This window comes from Pseudomonas sp. B6(2017) (assembly GCF_002112765.1).
GTDB classification, from domain to species: Bacteria; Pseudomonadota; Gammaproteobacteria; order Pseudomonadales; family Pseudomonadaceae; genus Aquipseudomonas; species Aquipseudomonas piscis.
The window spans coordinates 102012-120197 of record NZ_NEIQ01000009.1; the positions used below are offsets into that span (position 1 = coordinate 102012).

Consider the following 18186-nt stretch of genomic DNA (forward strand, 5'->3'; position numbering starts at 1 on the left):
TATGTCGCCTGGCTGGCCCGACAATGGCGAAAAACCTCCTGCGCTGCCCCCGACAGCCCCCTCAACCCCGCTGGTTCAAGCGTCCACCATCGCCATGGCCTCTTCGACGTCCACGGCCACCAGGCGCGAACAACCGGGCTCGTGCATCGTCACGCCCATCAATTGATCGGCCATTTCCATGGCGATCTTATTGTGGGTGATATAGATGAACTGCACCGTTTGCGACATCTCCTTGACCAGCTTTGCATAGCGTCCAACGTTAGCGTCATCCAGCGGTGCGTCAACTTCGTCGAGCATGCAGAAAGGTGCCGGATTCAACTTGAAGATGGCGAATACCAGGGCCAGCGCGGTCAGTGCCTTTTCTCCACCGGAGAGCAAATGAATGGTGCTGTTCTTCTTCCCCGGAGGGCGCGCCATGATCGTCACCCCTGTATCGAGTAGATCTTCGCCCGTCAGTTCCAAATAAGCGCTGCCGCCACCGAAAACTTTTGGAAACAATGCCTGTAGGCCACCATTGATCTGTTCGAAAGTATCCTTGAAACGATTCCGGGTTTCCTTGTCGATCTTGCGGATCACGTTTTCCAGGGTTTCCAGGGCCTGTACCAGGTCGGCATCCTGGGCATCCAGGTAGCGCTTGCGCTCGGACTGCTGGCGGTATTCGTCGATCGCCGCGAGGTTGATCGCCCCCAGGCGCTGGATCCGCGCCGCAATCCGCTCCAGTTCCTCTTCCGCGGCCGGCTCGCTGGCATCCGCCGCCAGGGTCGCCAGTACCCCCTCCAGGTCATAACCATCGGCCAGCAACTGCTCCTGCAGCGCCTTGCGCCGCACGCTCAGCGCCTGCCACTCCATCCGTTGTTGCTCGAGCTGCCCGCGAATCAACTGCGACTGCTGCTCGGCCTGGCTGCGACGCTTCTCGGCTTCACGCAATTCACGGTCGGCGTCTTCCATGGCGATCTGCGCGGCCTTGAGCTCGACATCCACGCTCATGCGCCGCTCCAGCAACTCTTCGAGCTTGAGGCGCAATTCTTCCAGGGGCGCCTCGCCCTCCTCCAGGTTGAGGCTCAACTGTTCGCGCTTCTCGGTCAGGCGCTCGGACTGCATCTCCAGGCGCTCCAGGGCCTGGCGCGTGGAGTCGTGCTGGGCCTTGAGCGAGCCCATGCGCACCGCCAACTGATGGGCGTGGTCCTTGTGCTGGCGGGCCTCCTGGCGCACCCGGTCGAGACGCTCGCGCAAGCTGTCGCGCTGGGCCAGCAGCGACTCGCGCTGCTCGGTGTCCAAGGCCATGCCATCCAGCGCATCCTGCAGCTGCAGGCGCGCCTCGCCGATCTGCTCATGCTCCAGTTCTCGCTGCTCAGCCAGCTCCACCAGTTCCTCGTCGAGGCGGCTGCGGCGCAGATGCAACTGCTCGGCCTTGGCTTTGCCAGCGGACAACAGGGCTTTCAACTCACCCTGCTGGCGAGCCTCGTCCTGCAATAGCCGGCGCAGATGCTCACGCCCGTTTTCCTGCTGGCGCTGCTGGGCCCGCAGGTTGAGCAACTGGCTTTCCAGGTCCTCGACACTGGCTTCACGCTCATCGCGCTCGAGTATCAGTTGCTGGATTTCCTGGCCCCGGGCCAACACCCCACTCTGCGCGTCGCCGGCGCGGCGCACCCGCAGGAAATGCCGGCCGACCCAATAACCGTCGCGGCTGATCAGGCTCTGCCCCGCCGCCAACTGGCCACGCAAGGCCAAGGCCTGCTCGAGGCTGTCCACCGGCTTGACCTGGCCCAACCAGGGCGCCAGGTCGACCTGGGACTGCACCTTGTCCAGCAAACTGCCGGGCAAGGACGAAGCCTCTCCCGGCAGGCTCAACAAGCGCAGGTCGCCCTGCTCGAACCCACCCAGGTCGATACCGGTGAAATCCTCCACCAGCACTGCCTGCAGGTCGGCACCCAACACGGTTTCCACCGCCAGCTCCCAGCCGGCCTCCACCTGCAGGTCATCGGCCAGGCGTGGGCGCTCGGCCAGTTGCTGCTCACGCAGCCATTGGGCGGTGCCGGTGTCCGGGTCCAGGGCCGCTTGCTGCAGGGCCTCCAGGGACGCCAGGCGACCGTTGAGCCGCTGCAACTCGCCCTGGGCTTGCTGCTGGGCCTGGGTCGCCTGCTGCAACTGCTGGCGCAGTTGTTCCAGGCGCTCGACCTGGGACTCCTCGCTGGCTTGCAAGTCCTCCAGGGTGGCCTCGCTGGCGGCCAGTTGTTCATTGAGCTCGAGCATGGCCGCGTCTTCCGGATCGGCGGTCAGTTGCTCACGCTCTTCGCCCAAGCGTCGCTGGCGCTCGGCCAGGCGCTCCAGGCTGGCCTCCAACTGCTGGATGCGTGACTGCTGCACTTCCGCCTGGCGCCTTGGCTCGGCGGAACTGAGGTTGAAGGCGTCCCACTGCTCCTGCCAGCCATGCATGGTGGCCTCGGACTCCTCCAGGGCCGCCGCGGCTTCCTCGGCAGCGGCGCTGGTGAGCTCCTGTTCGGGCTCGAGCATCGCCAACTCTTCGCCCAGGGTCGCCAGCAAGGTGCGGTCGTGGCCCAGGTGCGATTCGGTCTCCAAGCGCGCGCGCTCGGCTTCCTTCAGATCGTCCTGTAGCTGGCGCAGGCGCTGCTGGCCGTGCTGGATGCTCTGCTCGACCCGGGCGATGTCGCCACCTACCGAGTAGAAACGCCCCTGCACCTGGTTGAAGCGCTCGGACAGCTCATGATGGCCGTCGCGCAGGCGCTCAATGGCGGCATCGGCGTTGCGCTGCTCGGCCACCAGGGCTTCGAAGCTGACCTCCTGGCTGCCGATCACCGACTCGCGCTGCCCCACCTGCTCGTTCAGCGCCTGCCAGCGCAAGGCCGACAGTTGCGCCTTGAGCTGACGCTCCTCGGCCTTGTATTCCTGGTATTTCTCAGCGGCCTGGGCCTGGCGATGCAGGCGCTCGAGCTGGCGCTCCAGCTCCTCGCGCAAGTCGGTCAGGCGCGCCAGGTTCTCATGGGTGCGACGGATGCGGTTTTCCGTCTCGCGCCGGCGCTCCTTGTACTTGGAAATGCCAGCGGCTTCCTCGATGAAATTGCGCAGGTCCTCGGGCTTGGCCTCGATCAGCTTGGAGATCATGCCCTGCTCGATGATCGAGTAGCTGCGCGGCCCGAGGCCGGTGCCCAGGAAGATGTCGGTGATATCCCGGCGACGGCATTTGGCACCGTTGAGGAAATAGCTGTTCTGGCTATCGCGGGTCACCTTGCGCCGGATCGAGATCTCGGCATAGGCGGCATACTCGCCCACCAGGGTGCCATCGGAGTTGTCGAATACCAGTTCGATGCTCGCCTGGCTCACCGGCTTGCGGCTGGTGGAACCGTTGAAGATGACGTCGGTCATCGATTCGCCGCGCAGGTTCTTCGCCGAGCTTTCGCCCATCACCCAGCGTACGGCGTCGATGATGTTCGACTTGCCGCAGCCATTGGGCCCGACCACCGCCGCCATGTTACTGGGGAAGTTGACCGTGGTCGGATCGACGAAGGACTTGAACCCCGCCAGCTTGATGCACTTGAGTCGCACGTTTATGCATCCGCCAGGGCAGACACCACCAGGTCGCTGCTGCGCTGGCCGTAGGCGGTCAGTACCCGGCGGATCTGCGCCAGGTCACGGGCCAGCACGGCAGCCAGCAATTGCTCGAACAACTGAAGGTACTCGCTCATGGACGCCTTGCGCTGGTCCAGCGCCAGGTAATAGGCGCGGCTCATGGCCGGGTGCAGGTTCTCGACGGTCTCCTGCAGGTACGGGTTGTTGGCGAAGGGATAGGCGGCGCGCATCACGCTGAAGCTGTCTTCGACGAAGGCGCGGATGTCCTGGCTCTGGTAGGCACTTTCCAGGCGTTGCTGGATCTGCAGGAACGGCGCCATGTCGCTTTGCTGCTGCCAGCCGCTGGCTACGGAATTGCCGAGCAGGATGTACATCTCGCTCATCAGGGTGCAGAGGCTGCGGACCTTGTGCTCGGTGAGCTCGGTCACGTGGGCGCCACGGCGCGGCAGGATGGCGATCAGGTGGCGACGCTCCAGGATCAGCAAGGCCTCGCGGACCGAGCCGCGGCTGACATTGAGAGCCAGGGTGACCTTCTGCTCCTGGATGCGCTCCCCAGGCTTGAGATCCCCGCGAATGATACGTTCGGCGAGGTGGTGAGCGATTTGCTCGGCGAGACTGTCCGGCGCCTTGAACGTCATGGTTTTCCTTCAGAATCTTTAATCGGCACAAGCGGCGAAGTGTAGCGCAATTGATACCTCGGCGCGGAGTGCCACGGCAGCGGAATTTGCCATGAAACCCGCAGATAGACGGCTATTGGTCGGGTCTGCACCGATGGTTGTCGACTGACGCCCGGCCCCGCGCCAGCGGCCACGAGGATCTTGGTCATACTTGAATTGTTGGGCGAATAAATTTCCTGACCCTGAAGTCAGAAAATCATTGACCGAAAAGTCAGACATGACTAAATTCGGCCCACGTCGCTTAACAACAATAATGAGTTTGCGAGGCCTTCCGTGATCCAGTTTCTACTCAACCAGGAGCTCCGCAGCGAGCACACCCTGGACCCGAACCTGACCGTGCTCGACTACCTGCGCGAACACCTGGGCAAGCCTGGCACCAAGGAAGGCTGTGCCAGCGGTGACTGCGGGGCCTGCACCGTGGTGGTCGGCGAGCTGCAAGTCGATGCCCGGGGCGGCGAATCGATCCGCTACCGCAGCCTCAACTCGTGCCTGACCTTCGTGTCCTCCCTGCACGGCAAGCAGCTGATCAGCATCGAGGGCCTCAAGCACCAGGGCCAGTTGCACAGCGTGCAGCAGGCCATGGTCGACTGCCATGGTTCACAGTGCGGCTTCTGCACGCCGGGCTTCGTCATGTCGCTGTTCGCCCTGCAGAAGAACAGCAGCCAGCCCGACAGCCACAAGGCCCACGAAGCACTGGCCGGCAATCTGTGCCGCTGCACCGGCTACCGGCCGATCCTCGCCGCCGCCGAACAGGCCTGCGCTGATGAGCGCGGCGACCAGTTCGATGCCCGCCAGGCCGAGACCATCGCCCGCCTCAAGGCCATCGCCCCGCAAGACACCGCCGAGCTCAACAGCGGCGACAAGCGCTGCCTGGTGCCCCTGACCGTCGCCGACCTGGCCGATCTCTACGACGCCTATCCCCAGGCCCGCCTGCTGGCCGGCGGCACCGACCTGGCACTGGAGGTGACGCAGTTCCACCGCACCCTGCCGGTGATGATCTACGTCGGCAATATCGCCGAGCTCAAGCGCATCGAACACTTCGAGGACCGCCTGGAGATCGGCGCAGCCACCGCCCTCACCGATTGCTACGACGCCCTGCGCGGCGAGTACCCGGACTTCGGCGAACTGCTGCAACGCTTCGCCTCGCTGCAGATCCGCAACCAGGGCACCCTGGGCGGCAACATCGGCAACGCCTCGCCCATCGGCGACTCGCCGCCGCTGCTGATCGCCCTGGGCGCGCAGATCGTGCTGTGCAAGGGCCAGGTGCGCCGGACCCTGGCCCTGGAGGATTACTTCATCGACTACCGCGTCACCGCCCGCCAGGACAGCGAGTTCATCGAGAAGATCATCGTGCCCCGCGCCAGCGCCGAGCGGCAGTTCCGCGCCTACAAGGTGTCCAAGCGCCTGGACGACGATATCTCCGCGGTCTGCGCGGCCTTCAACCTGCGGATAGTCGACGGCGTGATCGAGGAAGCGCGCATCGCCTTCGGCGGCATGGCCGCAACCCCCAAGCGCGCCAGGCACTGCGAGGCGATCCTGACCGGCGCCGACTGGACCCAGGCGAGCATCGAGCAGGCCTGCGCGGCCCTGGTCCAGGACTTCACGCCGCTCTCGGATTTTCGCGCGAGCAAGGAATACCGCCTGCTGAGCGCGCAGAACCTGCTGCGCAAGTACTTCATCGAACTGCACACACCGCACATCGAGACTCGGGTGACCGCTCATGTCTAACCAGCACAAGGTCGAAAAGACCCAGGACGAACTCTCGGCCCTGTTTCGCCAGGACCTGACCACCGGCGTCGGTCGCAGCGTCAAGCATGACAGCGCCGAAAAACACGTGTCCGGCGAAGCGGTGTACATCGACGACCGCCTGGAATTCCCCAACCAGCTGCACGTCTATGCCCGGCTCTCGGACCGTGCCCACGCCCGGGTCATCAGCATCGACACCACCCCCTGCCATGCCTTCGAAGGGGTGCGCATCGTCATCACCCACCAGGACATTCCCGGCCTCAAGGACATCGGCCCGCTGCTGCCCGGCGACCCGTTACTGGCCATCGACACCGTGCAATACGTCGGCCAGCCGGTGCTGGCGGTGGCCGCCCGCGACCTGGATACCGCTCGCCAGGCCGCCATGGCCGCGATCATCGAGTACGAGGACCTGGAACCCGTGCTGGACGTGGTCGAGGCCCTGCGCAAGCGCCACTTCGTGCTCGACAGCCACACCCACCAGCGCGGCGACTCGGCCAGCGCCCTGGCCAGCGCCAGGCACCGCATCCAGGGCGCCCTGCACATCGGCGGCCAGGAGCACTTCTACCTGGAGACCCAGATCTCCTCGGTGATGCCCACCGAAGACGGCGGCATGATCGTCTACTGCTCGACCCAGAACCCCACTGAAGTGCAGAAGCTGGTGGCCGAGGTGCTGGATGTCTCGATGAACAAGATCGTGGTGGACATGCGCCGCATGGGTGGCGGCTTCGGCGGCAAGGAAACCCAGGCTGCCAGCCCCGCCTGCCTGTGCGCGGTGATCGCGCGCCTCACCGGCCAGCCGACCAAGATGCGCCTGCCCCGGGTCGAGGACATGCTGATGACCGGCAAGCGCCACCCGTTCTACATCGAATACGACGTGGGCTTCGACGACAGCGGCCGGCTGCACGGCATCCAGCTGGAGCTGGCGGGCAACTGCGGCTGCTCGCCGGACCTGTCGGCGTCCATCGTCGACCGGGCGATGTTCCACGCCGACAACTCGTACTACCTGGGCGACGCCACGGTCAACGGCCACCGCTGCAAGACCAACACTGCCTCCAACACCGCCTATCGCGGTTTCGGCGGCCCCCAGGGCATGGTCGCCATCGAGGAAGTGATGGATGCCATCGCCCGTCACCTGCACCTGGACCCGCTGGCCGTGCGCAAGGCCAACTACTACGGCAAGACCGAGCGCAACGTCACCCACTACTACCAGACCGTCGAGCACAACATGCTCGAGGAAATGACCGCCGAACTGGAAGCCAGCAGCCAGTATGCCGAGCGCCGCGAAGCCATCCGGCTGTACAACGCCAACAGCCCGGTGCTGAAGAAAGGCCTGGCCCTGACCCCGGTGAAATTCGGCATCTCGTTCACCGCCAGCTTCCTCAACCAGGCCGGCGCGCTGGTCCACGTCTACACCGACGGCAGCATCCACCTCAACCATGGCGGCACCGAGATGGGCCAGGGCCTGAACACCAAGGTGGCCCAGGTGGTGGCCGAGGTGTTCCAGGTCGATATCGGCCGGGTGCAGATCACTGCCACCAATACCGACAAGGTGCCCAATACCTCGCCGACCGCGGCCTCCAGCGGCGCCGATCTCAACGGCAAGGCGGCGCAGAACGCGGCGCAGACCATCAAGGACCGGCTGGTGGAGTTCGCCGCGCGCAAGTACCAGGTCAGCGAGGAAGATGTGGAGTTCCACAACGGCCACGTGCGGGTTCGCGAGCTGATCCTGACCTTCGAGGAACTGATCCAGCAGGCGTATTTCGCCCAGGTATCGCTGTCCAGCACCGGCTTCTACAAGACGCCGAAGATCTACTACGACCGCGCCCAGGCCCGCGGCCGGCCGTTCTACTACTTCGCCTTCGGCGCGGCCTGCGCCGAGGTGCTCGTCGATACCCTGACCGGCGAATACAAGATGCTGCGCACCGATATCCTGCATGACGTCGGCGCCTCGCTGAACCCGGCCATCGACATCTGCCAGGTGGAAGGCGGCTTCATCCAGGGCATGGGCTGGCTGACCACCGAGGAATTGGTCTGGAACGCCAAGGGCAAGCTTGAGACCTGCGGCCCGGCCAGCTACAAGATTCCGGCAGTGGCCGACATGCCGGCGGACCTGCGAGTCAAGCTGGTGGAAAACCGCAAGAACCCGGAAGACACGGTGTTCCACTCCAAGGCGGTGGGCGAACCGCCGTTCATGCTCGGCATCGCCGCCTGGTGCGCCATCAAGGACGCCGTAGCCAGCCTCGGCGACTACCGGCACCAGCCACGGATCGACGCCCCGGCGACCCCGGAACGGGTGCTCTGGGGCTGTGAACAGATGCGCCAGCTGCAGGTGGCGAAAGCCGTAGAGAGCGAATCCGAGCTGGCTCCGCTCTAGACCCAGGCACACCTGTCGCGGGCAGCCTGGCTCCTGCCGGGATGGCATTTCCCTGGAAGAGCCAGGCTTGCCCGCGATGAGGCCCGAACAGACAACAGCGATGTCGAGGTGAACATGTACGACTGGATCAGCGCCCTCGCCGACCTGCAGAACCAGGGAGAACCCTGCGTGCTGGTAACCATCATCGAAGAGCTGGGCTCGACCCCGCGCAACGCCGGTTCGAAGATGGTGGTCAGCGCCAGCCGGGCCTTCGACACCATCGGCGGCGGCCACCTGGAATACAAGGCCATGCAGATCGCCCGGCAGATGCTCGCCAGCGGCCAGCAGGGCACGCATTTGGAGCGCTTCAGCCTCGGCGCCAGCCTCGGCCAATGCTGCGGTGGGGCCACGGTGCTGCTGTTCGAGCCCATGGGCCAGGTGCAGGCGCAAATTGCCGTGTTCGGTGCCGGCCATGTCGGCCGCGCCCTGGTACCCTTGCTCGCCGCGCTGCCCTGCCGGGTGCGCTGGATCGACTCGCGGGAGCAGGAATTCCCCGAACAGATTCCCCAAGGGGTGCGCAAGATCGTCAGCGAGGAGCCGGTGGACGAGATCGATGACCTGCCCCCAGGCAGCTATTGCATCGTCATGACCCATAATCACCAGCTGGACCTGGAGTTGACCGCCGCCCTGCTCAAGCGCAACGATTTCACCTATTTCGGCCTGATCGGCTCCAGGACCAAGCGGGTGAAGTTCGAACATCGCCTGCGCGATCGCGGCTTCGACGCCGCTACCGTGCAACGCATGCGGTGCCCCATGGGGCTGGGCGAGGTCAAGGGCAAGCTGCCCGTGGAAATCGCCATCTCCATCGCCGGTGAAATCATCGCCACCTACAACGCCCATTTCGGCCAGCCCAGCGTCACCGCCGAACCCATTGCCCAGCTGCTGCCGGTCTCGCGCCGCAGTCAGGCCTCGAACTGAAACAGCCACACACTTGAGAATGACCATGTCCCAGACTCGCAAAGCCTACCGTGCCGCCATCCTGCACAGCATCGCCGACCCGGCGCAGGTCGGAATCGAAGCCTCCTACGAGTACTTCGAGGACGGCCTGCTGGTGGTGGAAAACGGCCGGATCAGCGCCCTTGGCCATGCCAGCGAACTGCTCGCGAGCCTGCCCGCCGAGGTACCGGTGAACCATTACCCGGACGCGCTGATTACCCCGGGCTTCATCGACACCCATATCCACCTGCCGCAGACCGGCATGGTCGGCGCCTATGGCGAACAACTGCTGGACTGGCTCAATACCTACACCTTCCCCTGCGAAAGCCAGTTCGCCGACCGGGCCCACGCCGACGAAGTGGCCGACGTGTTCATCAAGGAGCTGCTGCGCAACGGCACCACCACCGCCCTGGTGTTCGGCAGCGTGCACCCGCAGTCGGTGGATGCTTTCTTCAGCGCCGCGCAGAAGCTCGACCTGCGCATGATCGCCGGCAAGGTGATGATGGACCGCAACGCCCCGGACTACCTGGTCGACACCGCAGAGTCCGGCTACCAGGACAGCAAGGCATTGATCGAGCGCTGGCATGGCAAAGGTCGCCTGCACTACGCAGTGACCCCGCGCTTCGCCCCCACCAGCACCCCGCAGCAGTTGACCCTGGCCGGCCAGTTGCTCAAGGAATATCCCGATCTCTACATGCAGACCCACATCAGCGAGAACCTGCAGGAAATCGAGTGGGTCAAGGAGCTGTTCCCCGAGCGCAAGGGCTACCTGGACGTCTACGACCATTACCAGTTGCTGGGCGAACGCTCGGTGTTCGCCCATGGCGTGCACCTGTGCGACGACGAATGCGCGCGCCTGGCGCAGACCGGTTCGGCGGTGGCCTTCTGCCCGACCTCGAACTTCTTCCTCGGCAGCGGCCTGTTCAACCTGCCGATGGCCGAGAAGCACAAGCTCAATGTCGGTCTGGGCACCGATATCGGCGCCGGCACCAGCTTCTCGCTACTCAACACCCTCAATGAGGCCTACAAGGTGATGCAGTTGCAGGGCGCGCGCCTGAGCCCGTTCAAATCCCTGTACCTGGCCACCCTCGGCGGCGCCCGGGCCCTGCGCCTGGAAGAACGGATCGGCACCCTGCACCCCGGCACCGACGCCGACTTCCTGGTCCTGGACTACAAGGCCACGCCGCTGCTGGAGTACCGCCTGCAACAGGCCAAGAGCATCGCCGAGACCCTGTTCGTGCTGATGACCCTGGGCGACGACCGCACCGTGCTGCAGACCTACGCCGCCGGCCAGCAAGTGCACCAGCGCTGATCGGTCCCCGGCGCCAAGGATCCCCCGCTCGACACCGCTCGACCAGGGGATTTTTCATGGAGTCGCAACCTGCTGCGCAAGCTCGCGCCAAACCATCGGCAAAGAGCTCACGCGGATGGGCTCGCACTGCGTATCATCTGCCGCTTCGCCCGGGCCCTGCTGCTCTGCCCCGGGCCCCATGGAGCAACAAGGGGCGTCGCCGCAGGCAGCCCCCGAACCGGAAGAAAGCACATGAGAGAGCTAGCTGAACTCGGCATCTACTACCAGAACTGCGTCATCGAACGGCCCATCCCGAGCCTGGATGAGATCGCCGAATTCCAGGCCAGGCAGGGCGTCGCCCTGCCCGCGGACTACCTGCAGTTCCTGCGCACGATCAATGGCGGCGCGCCCACGCTGAACTTCTTCGAGAACGACGAGACCGCCTTCGCCATCGAGGCCTTCCACTACCTGGCCCTGGAAAGCGATCCGGACGACAGCTACAGCATCGCCGTGGCCTCCGAATGGCCTTGCGAGGAACTGGGCAGGAAGGTGATCGCCATCGCCGGGGACGGCAGCGGCGACCAGCTCATCATCGACCCGAGCCAAGGCCCCGAGGTGCGCCTGTGGCGACACGACGACGGTAGCGAGCCGGAGATTCTCGCCCCCAGCTTCGAGGCGTTGCTGGCCGGCCTCAAGCCCGATCCGGATGAGGACGAGTGAAACGGCGTTGAGATTTTGATCGGCAATGGCGGCCGGGCCCTGGGGAGGGCCCGGCTCCGGTACGGGTGCTCGGACTAGAAGGTCACTTCCAGGTTCAGGGTTGGCGCCGAGGTGCGGGTACCACGGCCGCCATCCACGCCGAACTTGTTGTGCCAGTACTCGTAGCCGACCCCGAGGTAGAGGTTGGGCTTGACGTTCTTGCCCGGCAGCACGGCGAACATCAACGAGGTGCGCATCAGGGTTTCCGGGGCCGTGTCACGGTCGTTGTAGTCATGGCCCTTCTCCCCGATGTAGTTGACGAAGCCCTGGAACTTGGCCGCATGGCTGCCCATCTCGAATGGCCGCATCCAGGCCAGGTTGAGCAGGTAGGTATCGTCGAAGGTATGGTCCGGGTCCTTGGCCCCGGGGATGCCGGAATGGTTGTTTTCCTTGTAGTACAGCAGGCTCAGGTCGAGCACGCCGACGGTGTTGAACTTCAGGGTCGGGCCGAACACCAGGGCGCGTTTCTTCGCCGAACCCAGGTTGTTGTTGCGGCTGGCGTCGAAACCCAGGGTCAGCGCGTAGTCCTTGACCAGGCCTGTGCCCAGGGGCGTATCCAGCACCCGCGAGGCGAAGAGCTGGTGACGATAGACGCCGTACACTTCGCTGCTGCCCTTGTTGGTGCCCTTGCGCGGGTCATCGTTGTCGGAGAGCAGCACATCCAGGTGCAGGTAGTTGCTGCCGTACTGATAGCCGCTGGCGTGGGTGAAGCTATAGACACGCTTGCTGATGTAGTGCGGGTTGTTGGGATTGGTGAATTCCTTGCCATAGCGAAAGCCCACGCTGTTGCTCATCCATTCCAGGGCGGTCGCTTGCCCCGCTCCGATCAAGGTCATCAGCAGGGTCGCGCCTTGTAGTGCCTTTTTCATTTTTATTATGTCCTGTGGCTGATGGCAGCTTCGCTGGCTGCCGACCGGCGCAGTATCGACACAAGCGCCGCAGGGGCCAAAGCACAGAATATCGCCCGGCGTGCTGCCAAAACGGCAGCGCTGGCCTGATGCCGGTCAGTTAAGCGAGGTGATCCCCTGCAGGAGCAGCCGGTCGACGCTCGATTGCTCGCGATGGCTGTCAGCGTTAGCGCTTGCTGACTGGATAAACGCGGCGCTCTGCAGTCCATCGCGGGGAAGCCTCGCTCCTACGATTTCCTCAGCTGATCGACATTAAGCACTGGCTGGCGGCCAGTGCATTCGGCGCGCTGGCGAATACCGATCTCTTCATCCAGCAGGTGCGCCAGTGCCTCCACGGCGCCAGGCAGGTCGCGACCGCTTCGGGCATAGAGCCCCAGGTCGCTGTAGATGCCGCCCTGGTCGCTCAGGGGGATGTGCACCAGCGCGCCGTGGGCCAGGTCCGCCTCGACTCCGATCCGGGTCTGGAAGGCCACACCCAGGCCGTGGCGGACCATCTGCCGCGCCAGCTCCATGGAGTTGCTCTGCAGGGGTGGTTTGTCCAGCAGGCCGAGGCGCTTGTGCAGGGGCATCAGCAGGTGATGGATCGACAACTCGCTCTTGGCCAGGATCAGGCCATGCTCGGCACAGGTGGCGAAATTCACGCTTCCCCGATCGGCCAGGGGATGCCCGGGGCTGACCAGCGCTCCCAGGCGAAAATGCCCGACGCTCAATTGGCGGATCTCGGCCGCCCTGGGCAAGGCGAACGCCAGCCCCAGGTCCGCTCGATTGCTGGTCAGCGCCTGGGGAATCGCCTGCGAGCCCTGGACCGTCACACCGATGGTCACCTGGGGATAGAGGTCGCGCATGCGCTTGAGTACCGCCGGCAACAGGTCGACGGTGGCGCCCTCCACCGTGGCGATCTCCACGTGCCCGCTCTGGAGCCCGCGCAGCGCATCGAACTCCAGGCGCACTCGCTCCAGGTCCTGCAGTACCAGGCTGACATGCCGACTCAACGCCTCGCCGGCCAGGGTCAGGCGCAGGCCGCCGGGCAGGCGCTCGAATAGCGAGGTACCGATTTCATCCTCGATCTTGAGGATCTGCCGGTTCACCGCCGAGGAGGCGACATTCAAGCGCCGGGCAGCCTCGCGGATCGAGCGGCAACGGCGGACCATGTCGAAATAATGGATCGCGCAAGAATGAATACGCAGGGTTCTGCCGCTCATGCCTTGGACTCCTTGGGCACGATGAAAGGCCGCCGCGGGCTGGCCGAGAGCGTGGAAGACAGAACTGTATACAATCAAACAAGAAAACCACAACAATCCAGCAGTTGCCCAGCGCCCGGGGCGCCAAACAACAATCCCCCGCCCCATGGAACATGGAACGGGGGATCGGTCGTGCGGGACGAGGTCCTACAGCTTGGCGCTGGAGCGGCCCGGTTTTTTCGTCTGCAGCAGGTGCGAGAACACCGCGTGCAGGTCGTCCGAGGCACTTTCCTCGTCGAGATTGAGCTTGCTGTCGATGTGGTCCATGTGGTGCATCATCAGGTTCACCGCCAGCTCGGCATCACGCGCCTCGATGGCATCGATCAGCTGGGTGTGCTCGTCGTAGGAACAATGGGAGCGGTTGCCACTTTCATACTGGGCGATGATCAGCGAGGTCTGGGATACCAGGCTGCGCTGGAAGCTGATCAGCGGGGCATTTTTCGCCGCCTCCGCCAGCTTCAGGTGGAATTCCCCGGAAAGACGGATGCCGGCACCACGATCGCCACGGGAGAAGCTGTCGCGCTCCTCGTTGACCATCTGCCGCAGCTCCAGCAACTGCTCGGTGGTGGCGTGCTGCACTGCCAGCTCGGTGATGGCCCGCTCCACCAGGCGCCGGGCGAGGAACACCTGGCGCGCTTCCTCGACGCTCGGGCTGGCCACCACTGCCCCACGGTTGGGACGCAGCAGCACCACGCCTTCGTGGGCCAGGCGCGAGAGCGCGCGACGGATGATGGTACGGCTGACCCCGAAAATCTCTCCCAGCGCCTCTTCGCTCAATTTGGTACCGGGCGCCAGGCGCTGTTCGAGAATGGCCTCGAAGATATGCGCGTAGACGATATCGTCCTGGGTTCCGCTGCGTCCGGCCTTGCCTGCTCGCGGTTGTTTCTTCAGAGGTTGCAACTGTTCGTTCATGGGCACTCGGGTCGAGAGGACTGCAGCGGTGTCAGCGTGACTTTAATACGCCACGATGGGGCGCTGGCAAGTATCGCGTTAAAACAGGTGCACATTGTACACAACCCTTGGGACGCAACAGTAAAAAGTGTGCTTGCCCCCGTTGGCGCACCCGGACTGTACGGCTGTTTGCAGGCGCGGCTGTATAGCAACGGCAAGCACGGTTTACGTTTAGGCTTGGGCCCTTGGACCTTAGGCATCGCAGTGCCCTCCCTCGCGGCTCGCATCAGGAACAAGAGCGGTCCATCGCGTCTTTCAAGAACAAGGAACCCCATGATGTCCGATGCCAATCCCGCGCAACTGCGCCCCCTGGCCGACACTTCGCCTTCAGCCATAGTCGCCGGCTTCATCGCCATGATGACCGGCTACACCAGCTCCCTGGTGCTGATGTTCCAGGCCGGACAAGCCGCCGGCCTGAGCAACGGCCAGATCTCCTCGTGGATCTGGGCCCTGTCCATCGGCATGGCGATATGCAGCATCGGCCTGTCCCTGCGCTACCGCACCCCCATCACCATCGCCTGGTCGACCCCGGGCGCCGCCCTGCTGATCACCAGCCTGGGGGGCGTGACCTACGGCGAAGCCATCGGCGCCTACATCACCTGCGCGGTGCTGGTCATCATCTGCGGCCTCACCGGCAGCTTCGAACGCCTGGTGAAAAAGATCCCGGCGTCCCTGGCGGCGGCCCTGCTGGCCGGGATCCTGTTCAAGATCGGCAGCGAGATCTTCGTTGCCGCCCAGCATCGCACCGCCCTGGTGCTGGGCATGTTCTTCACCTACCTGGTGGTCAAGCGCCTGTCGCCGCGCTATGCGGTGCTGGCGGCCCTGCTGATCGGCACGGCGCTCTCTGGAATGATGGGGCTGCTGGATTTCAGCGGCTTCAAGCTGGAAGTGGCAACCCCGGTCTGGACCACCCCGCACTTCTCCCTGGCGGCCACCATCAGCATCGGCATCCCGCTGTTCGTGGTGGCCATGACCTCGCAGAACATGCCCGGGGTCGCCGTGCTGCGAGCCGATGGCTACAACGTGCCAGCCTCGCCGCTGATCACCGCCACCGGCCTGGGTTCGTTGCTGATGGCGCCCTTCGGCTCCCACGGCATCAACCTTGCGGCCATCAGCGCGGCGATCTGCACCGGCCCCCATGCCCATGAAGACCACGCCAAGCGCTACACCGCAGCGGTCTGGTGCGGGATCTTCTACGGCATCGCCGGGACCTTCGGCGCCACCCTGGCCGCGCTGTTCGCCGCTCTGCCCAAGGAGCTGGTGTTGTCCATCGCCGCCCTGGCGCTGTTCGGCTCCATCATCAACGGCCTGACCATCGCCATGAGCGAAAGCAAGGAGCGCGAAGCGGCGCTGATCACCTTCATGGTGACCGCATCCGGGCTGACGCTGTTCTCGGTGGGCTCGGCATTCTGGGGCATCGTCGCCGGGGTGCTGACCCTGCTGATCCTCAACTGGCGCAACGCCTGAGACCCGGAACCGGCGTGGGCGCCAAATGACGCCCACGACAAAACCCGGGACAAGCCCGAAGCCGGAGCAACGATCGATAGGGAAAAAGGAAAGGTTGCCCTCGGGCAACAACGCACGGACGACCCGGCCGGGTCGTCCGTGCATGACATCACGCGGTCGGGTTGATCGCGTTGTCCGGGTACCACACGTCCAGCAGCGGGCTGACTTCAACGTTGGTCAGCTCGGTGCGTGCCTTGAGCCAGGCTTCAACGGTGGCACGTTGCTCTTCGCTGACGGAACCGCGCTTGCTCAGGCAAACCAGGCCGAAGTCGTCACCGCCCACATAGCCCAGGCCGTTGGCTTCCATCGCTTCTTTGAGGAATGCGTCGAGGAAAGCGTCGATGGCTTCGTCGGACAGATCTTCTTTGAAATCCAGGTTCAGCTCAAAACCCAGCTCCTGGAATTCATCTACGCAGAGCTTTTTGCGCAGACGGCGGGAACGGTTAGTGGCCATGGAACAATCCTCATAAGTAATAACGGGCGGCACTTTACCAGTTTAGCCAGGCGATTGCCTGACTCTATGAGAACGCCGGTCGGTCATTGGCAAAAAAAATACCGCCACCGCGGGCCGTGGCACGGCACAAGCCGCTATACCTTGGGGCATAATGCCGACACTTTCATGACCACTGAGGGATTTTCATTTGTACCCCTCGCCTTTTTTCCCCTCGACTGCAGGGTTCCATTCCATATGATCAAATCGTTGCGTCCACTACTGCTCGCCAGTGTCGTCTTGCCCCTGGCTTTCCAGGCTTACGCCGCCCCGATCAACACCACCCTGACTCCCAAGGTCCAGCAAGCCCTCAAGGCCGCCAAGGTCCCGGACAACGCCCTGTCCCTGGTGATGCTGCCTCTCGATGGCCCTGGCACCCCGACCATCTTCAACGCCGACGTATCGGTCAACCCGGCCTCCACCATGAAGCTGGTGACCACCTACGCGGCCCTGGAAATGCTCGGCCCGACCCACCAGTGGAAGACCGAGTTCTACACCGACGGTACCCTCAGCGGCGGCATCCTCAACGGCAACCTGTACCTCAAGGGCGGCGGCGACCCCAAGCTGAACATGGAGAAGCTCTGGCTGCTGATGCGCGACCTGCGGGCCAACGGCGTGCAGCAGATCACCGGCGACCTGGTGCTGGATCGCAACTATTTCGTCCAGCCGCAACTGCCGGAATTCGATGACGACGGCAAGGACGAGAACAAGCCATTCCTGGTCAAGCCCGATGCCCTGATGGTCAACCTCAAGGCCCTGCGCTTCGTCGCCCGCAACGACTCCGGCCGGGTGCTGGTATCGGTGGAACCGCCGATCGCCAAGATCCGCATCGACAACCAGGTCAAGGCCCTCAGCGGCAAGCAATGCACGGGCGATGTGCGCTACAACCCGGTGACCCAGGCCGATGGCAGCGTGATCGTTACCGTCGGCGGCCAGTTGGGCGATGGCTGCAGCTCGCAGACCTACCTGTCGCTGCTGGACCATGCCACCTACACCGCCGGTGCGGTACGGGCGATCTGGAGCGAACTGGGCGGCAGCATCCAGGGCAAGGATCGCCTGGCCGTGGTGCCCAAGGACGCCAAGGTCCTGGCCCGGGCCTTCTCCCCGGACCTGGCGGAGATCATCCGCGACATCAACAAGTACAGTAACAACACCATGGCCCAGCAGCTGTTCCTGAGCCTGGGGGCCAAGTACCGCAACGAAGCCGACGGCGACGACGCCAAGGCCGCGCAGCGAGTGGTGCGCCAGTGGCTGGCGAGAAAAGGCATCACCTCGCCGCACCTGGTGATGGAGAACGGTTCCGGCCTGTCCCGGGCCGAGCGGGTCAGCGCCCGGGAGATGGCCGGCCTGCTGCAAGCGGCCTGGAAAAGCCCCTACGCTGCCGAGTTCATCAGCTCGATGCCTATCGCCGGGATGGACGGGACCATGCGCAAGCGCCTGAAACGCACGGCCATGAGCGGCGAGGCGCACATCAAGACCGGCACCTTGAACACCGTTCGGGCCATTGCCGGCTACAGCCGCGATGACAATGGCAACACCTGGGCCGTGGTGGCGATCCTCAACGATCCGCAGCCCTTCGGCGCTTCCTCGGTGCTGGACCAGGTCCTGCTGGACCTCTATCGCCAGCCCAAACTGGCCGGTAGCGCAGCGACGCGCTAGGCCCTGTTGCAGCGGCGGCGC

13 protein-coding genes are annotated in these 18186 nt (G+C 64.4%); 7 read left to right on the forward strand and 6 right to left on the reverse strand.

Features of this window, described 5'->3' with window-relative positions:
• Positions 1–75 precede the first annotated feature (75 nt).
• Both smc and CAG11_RS16780 read right to left on the reverse strand, forming a co-directional pair.
• Complete coding sequence (smc, locus tag CAG11_RS16775; protein ID WP_085597131.1) at positions 76–3564, reverse strand: chromosome segregation protein SMC; 3489 nt, start codon at positions 3562–3564, stop codon at positions 76–78.
• Positions 3565–3566: 2 nt separating this feature from the next.
• A complete protein-coding gene (locus CAG11_RS16780) occupies positions 3567–4226 on the reverse strand; it encodes a GntR family transcriptional regulator (protein ID WP_085597132.1) in 660 nt (219 codons plus the stop codon).
• Between the two features lie 312 nt (positions 4227–4538).
• Here CAG11_RS16780 and xdhA point away from each other — a divergent pair, with 312 nt between their 5' ends.
• From xdhA to CAG11_RS16805, 5 genes are all read left to right on the forward strand, one after another.
• Positions 4539–5993, forward strand: coding sequence for a xanthine dehydrogenase small subunit (gene xdhA, locus CAG11_RS16785; protein ID WP_085597133.1), 1455 nt, complete (start codon positions 4539–4541; stop codon positions 5991–5993).
• Positions 5986–8385 carry a xanthine dehydrogenase molybdopterin binding subunit gene (gene xdhB, locus CAG11_RS16790; protein WP_085597134.1) on the forward strand — a complete coding sequence of 800 codons (2400 nt, stop codon included), beginning with the start codon at positions 5986–5988 and terminating at the stop codon, positions 8383–8385. The genes xdhA and xdhB overlap by 8 nt, the downstream gene beginning before the upstream one ends.
• 114 nt (positions 8386–8499) lie before the next feature.
• Positions 8500–9342, forward strand: a complete 843-nt coding sequence (gene xdhC / locus CAG11_RS16795; protein WP_085597135.1) for a xanthine dehydrogenase accessory protein XdhC — start codon at positions 8500–8502, stop codon at positions 9340–9342.
• Positions 9343–9367: 25 nt separating this feature from the next.
• On the forward strand, positions 9368–10672 hold the full coding sequence (gene guaD, locus CAG11_RS16800; RefSeq protein ID WP_085597136.1) for a guanine deaminase: 1305 nt from the start codon (positions 9368–9370) through the stop codon (positions 10670–10672).
• Positions 10673–10903: 231 nt separating this feature from the next.
• Positions 10904–11371, forward strand: a complete 468-nt coding sequence (locus CAG11_RS16805) for an SMI1/KNR4 family protein (protein ID WP_085597137.1) — start codon at positions 10904–10906, stop codon at positions 11369–11371.
• A gap of 74 nt (positions 11372–11445) precedes the next feature.
• On the opposite strand, the gene CAG11_RS16810 is transcribed toward CAG11_RS16805, so the two are convergent.
• The 3 genes from CAG11_RS16810 to CAG11_RS16820 form a co-directional block, all read right to left on the reverse strand.
• Positions 11446–12279, reverse strand: coding sequence for a nucleoside-binding protein (locus tag CAG11_RS16810; RefSeq protein ID WP_085597138.1), 834 nt, complete (start codon positions 12277–12279; stop codon positions 11446–11448).
• A gap of 266 nt (positions 12280–12545) precedes the next feature.
• Complete coding sequence (locus CAG11_RS16815) at positions 12546–13520, reverse strand: LysR family transcriptional regulator (protein ID WP_085597139.1); 975 nt, start codon at positions 13518–13520, stop codon at positions 12546–12548.
• Positions 13521–13706: 186 nt separating this feature from the next.
• Complete coding sequence (locus CAG11_RS16820) at positions 13707–14471, reverse strand: GntR family transcriptional regulator (RefSeq protein WP_022643289.1); 765 nt, start codon at positions 14469–14471, stop codon at positions 13707–13709.
• A gap of 315 nt (positions 14472–14786) precedes the next feature.
• Between CAG11_RS16820 and CAG11_RS16825 the strand changes: the two genes are divergently transcribed.
• Positions 14787–15977 carry a benzoate/H(+) symporter BenE family transporter gene (locus tag CAG11_RS16825; protein ID WP_085597140.1) on the forward strand — a complete coding sequence of 397 codons (1191 nt, stop codon included), beginning with the start codon at positions 14787–14789 and terminating at the stop codon, positions 15975–15977.
• A 148-nt stretch (positions 15978–16125) separates the two neighbouring features.
• On the opposite strand, the gene CAG11_RS16830 is transcribed toward CAG11_RS16825, so the two are convergent.
• Positions 16126–16470, reverse strand: coding sequence for a YggL family protein (locus CAG11_RS16830; RefSeq protein ID WP_022643287.1), 345 nt, complete (start codon positions 16468–16470; stop codon positions 16126–16128).
• Between the two features lie 234 nt (positions 16471–16704).
• Between CAG11_RS16830 and dacB the strand changes: the two genes are divergently transcribed.
• Positions 16705–18165, forward strand: a complete 1461-nt coding sequence (dacB, locus tag CAG11_RS16835) for a D-alanyl-D-alanine carboxypeptidase/D-alanyl-D-alanine-endopeptidase (protein WP_085597141.1) — start codon at positions 16705–16707, stop codon at positions 18163–18165.
• Positions 18166–18186: the final 21 nt, after the last annotated feature.

Bases quoted from the DNA above. Each gene is read 5' to 3' on its own strand.
- CAG11_RS16830 (WP_022643287.1), bottom strand. From the start codon at position 16,470: ATGGCCACTAACCGTTCCCGCCGTCTGCGCAAAAAGCTCTGCGTAGAT.
- xdhB (WP_085597134.1), top strand. From the start codon at position 5,986: ATGTCTAACCAGCACAAGGTCGAAAAGACCCAGGACGAACTCTCGGCC.
- CAG11_RS16820 (WP_022643289.1), bottom strand. From the start codon at position 14,471: ATGAACGAACAGTTGCAACCTCTGAAGAAACAACCGCGAGCAGGCAAG.
- CAG11_RS16815 (WP_085597139.1), bottom strand. From the start codon at position 13,520: ATGAGCGGCAGAACCCTGCGTATTCATTCTTGCGCGATCCATTATTTC.
- CAG11_RS16810 (WP_085597138.1), bottom strand. From the start codon at position 12,279: ATGAAAAAGGCACTACAAGGCGCGACCCTGCTGATGACCTTGATCGGA.
- xdhC (WP_085597135.1), top strand. From the start codon at position 8,500: ATGTACGACTGGATCAGCGCCCTCGCCGACCTGCAGAACCAGGGAGAA.
- guaD (WP_085597136.1), top strand. From the start codon at position 9,368: ATGTCCCAGACTCGCAAAGCCTACCGTGCCGCCATCCTGCACAGCATC.
- dacB (WP_085597141.1), top strand. From the start codon at position 16,705: ATGATCAAATCGTTGCGTCCACTACTGCTCGCCAGTGTCGTCTTGCCC.
- CAG11_RS16825 (WP_085597140.1), top strand. From the start codon at position 14,787: ATGTCCGATGCCAATCCCGCGCAACTGCGCCCCCTGGCCGACACTTCG.
- CAG11_RS16780 (WP_085597132.1), bottom strand. From the start codon at position 4,226: ATGACGTTCAAGGCGCCGGACAGTCTCGCCGAGCAAATCGCTCACCAC.
- CAG11_RS16805 (WP_085597137.1), top strand. From the start codon at position 10,904: ATGAGAGAGCTAGCTGAACTCGGCATCTACTACCAGAACTGCGTCATC.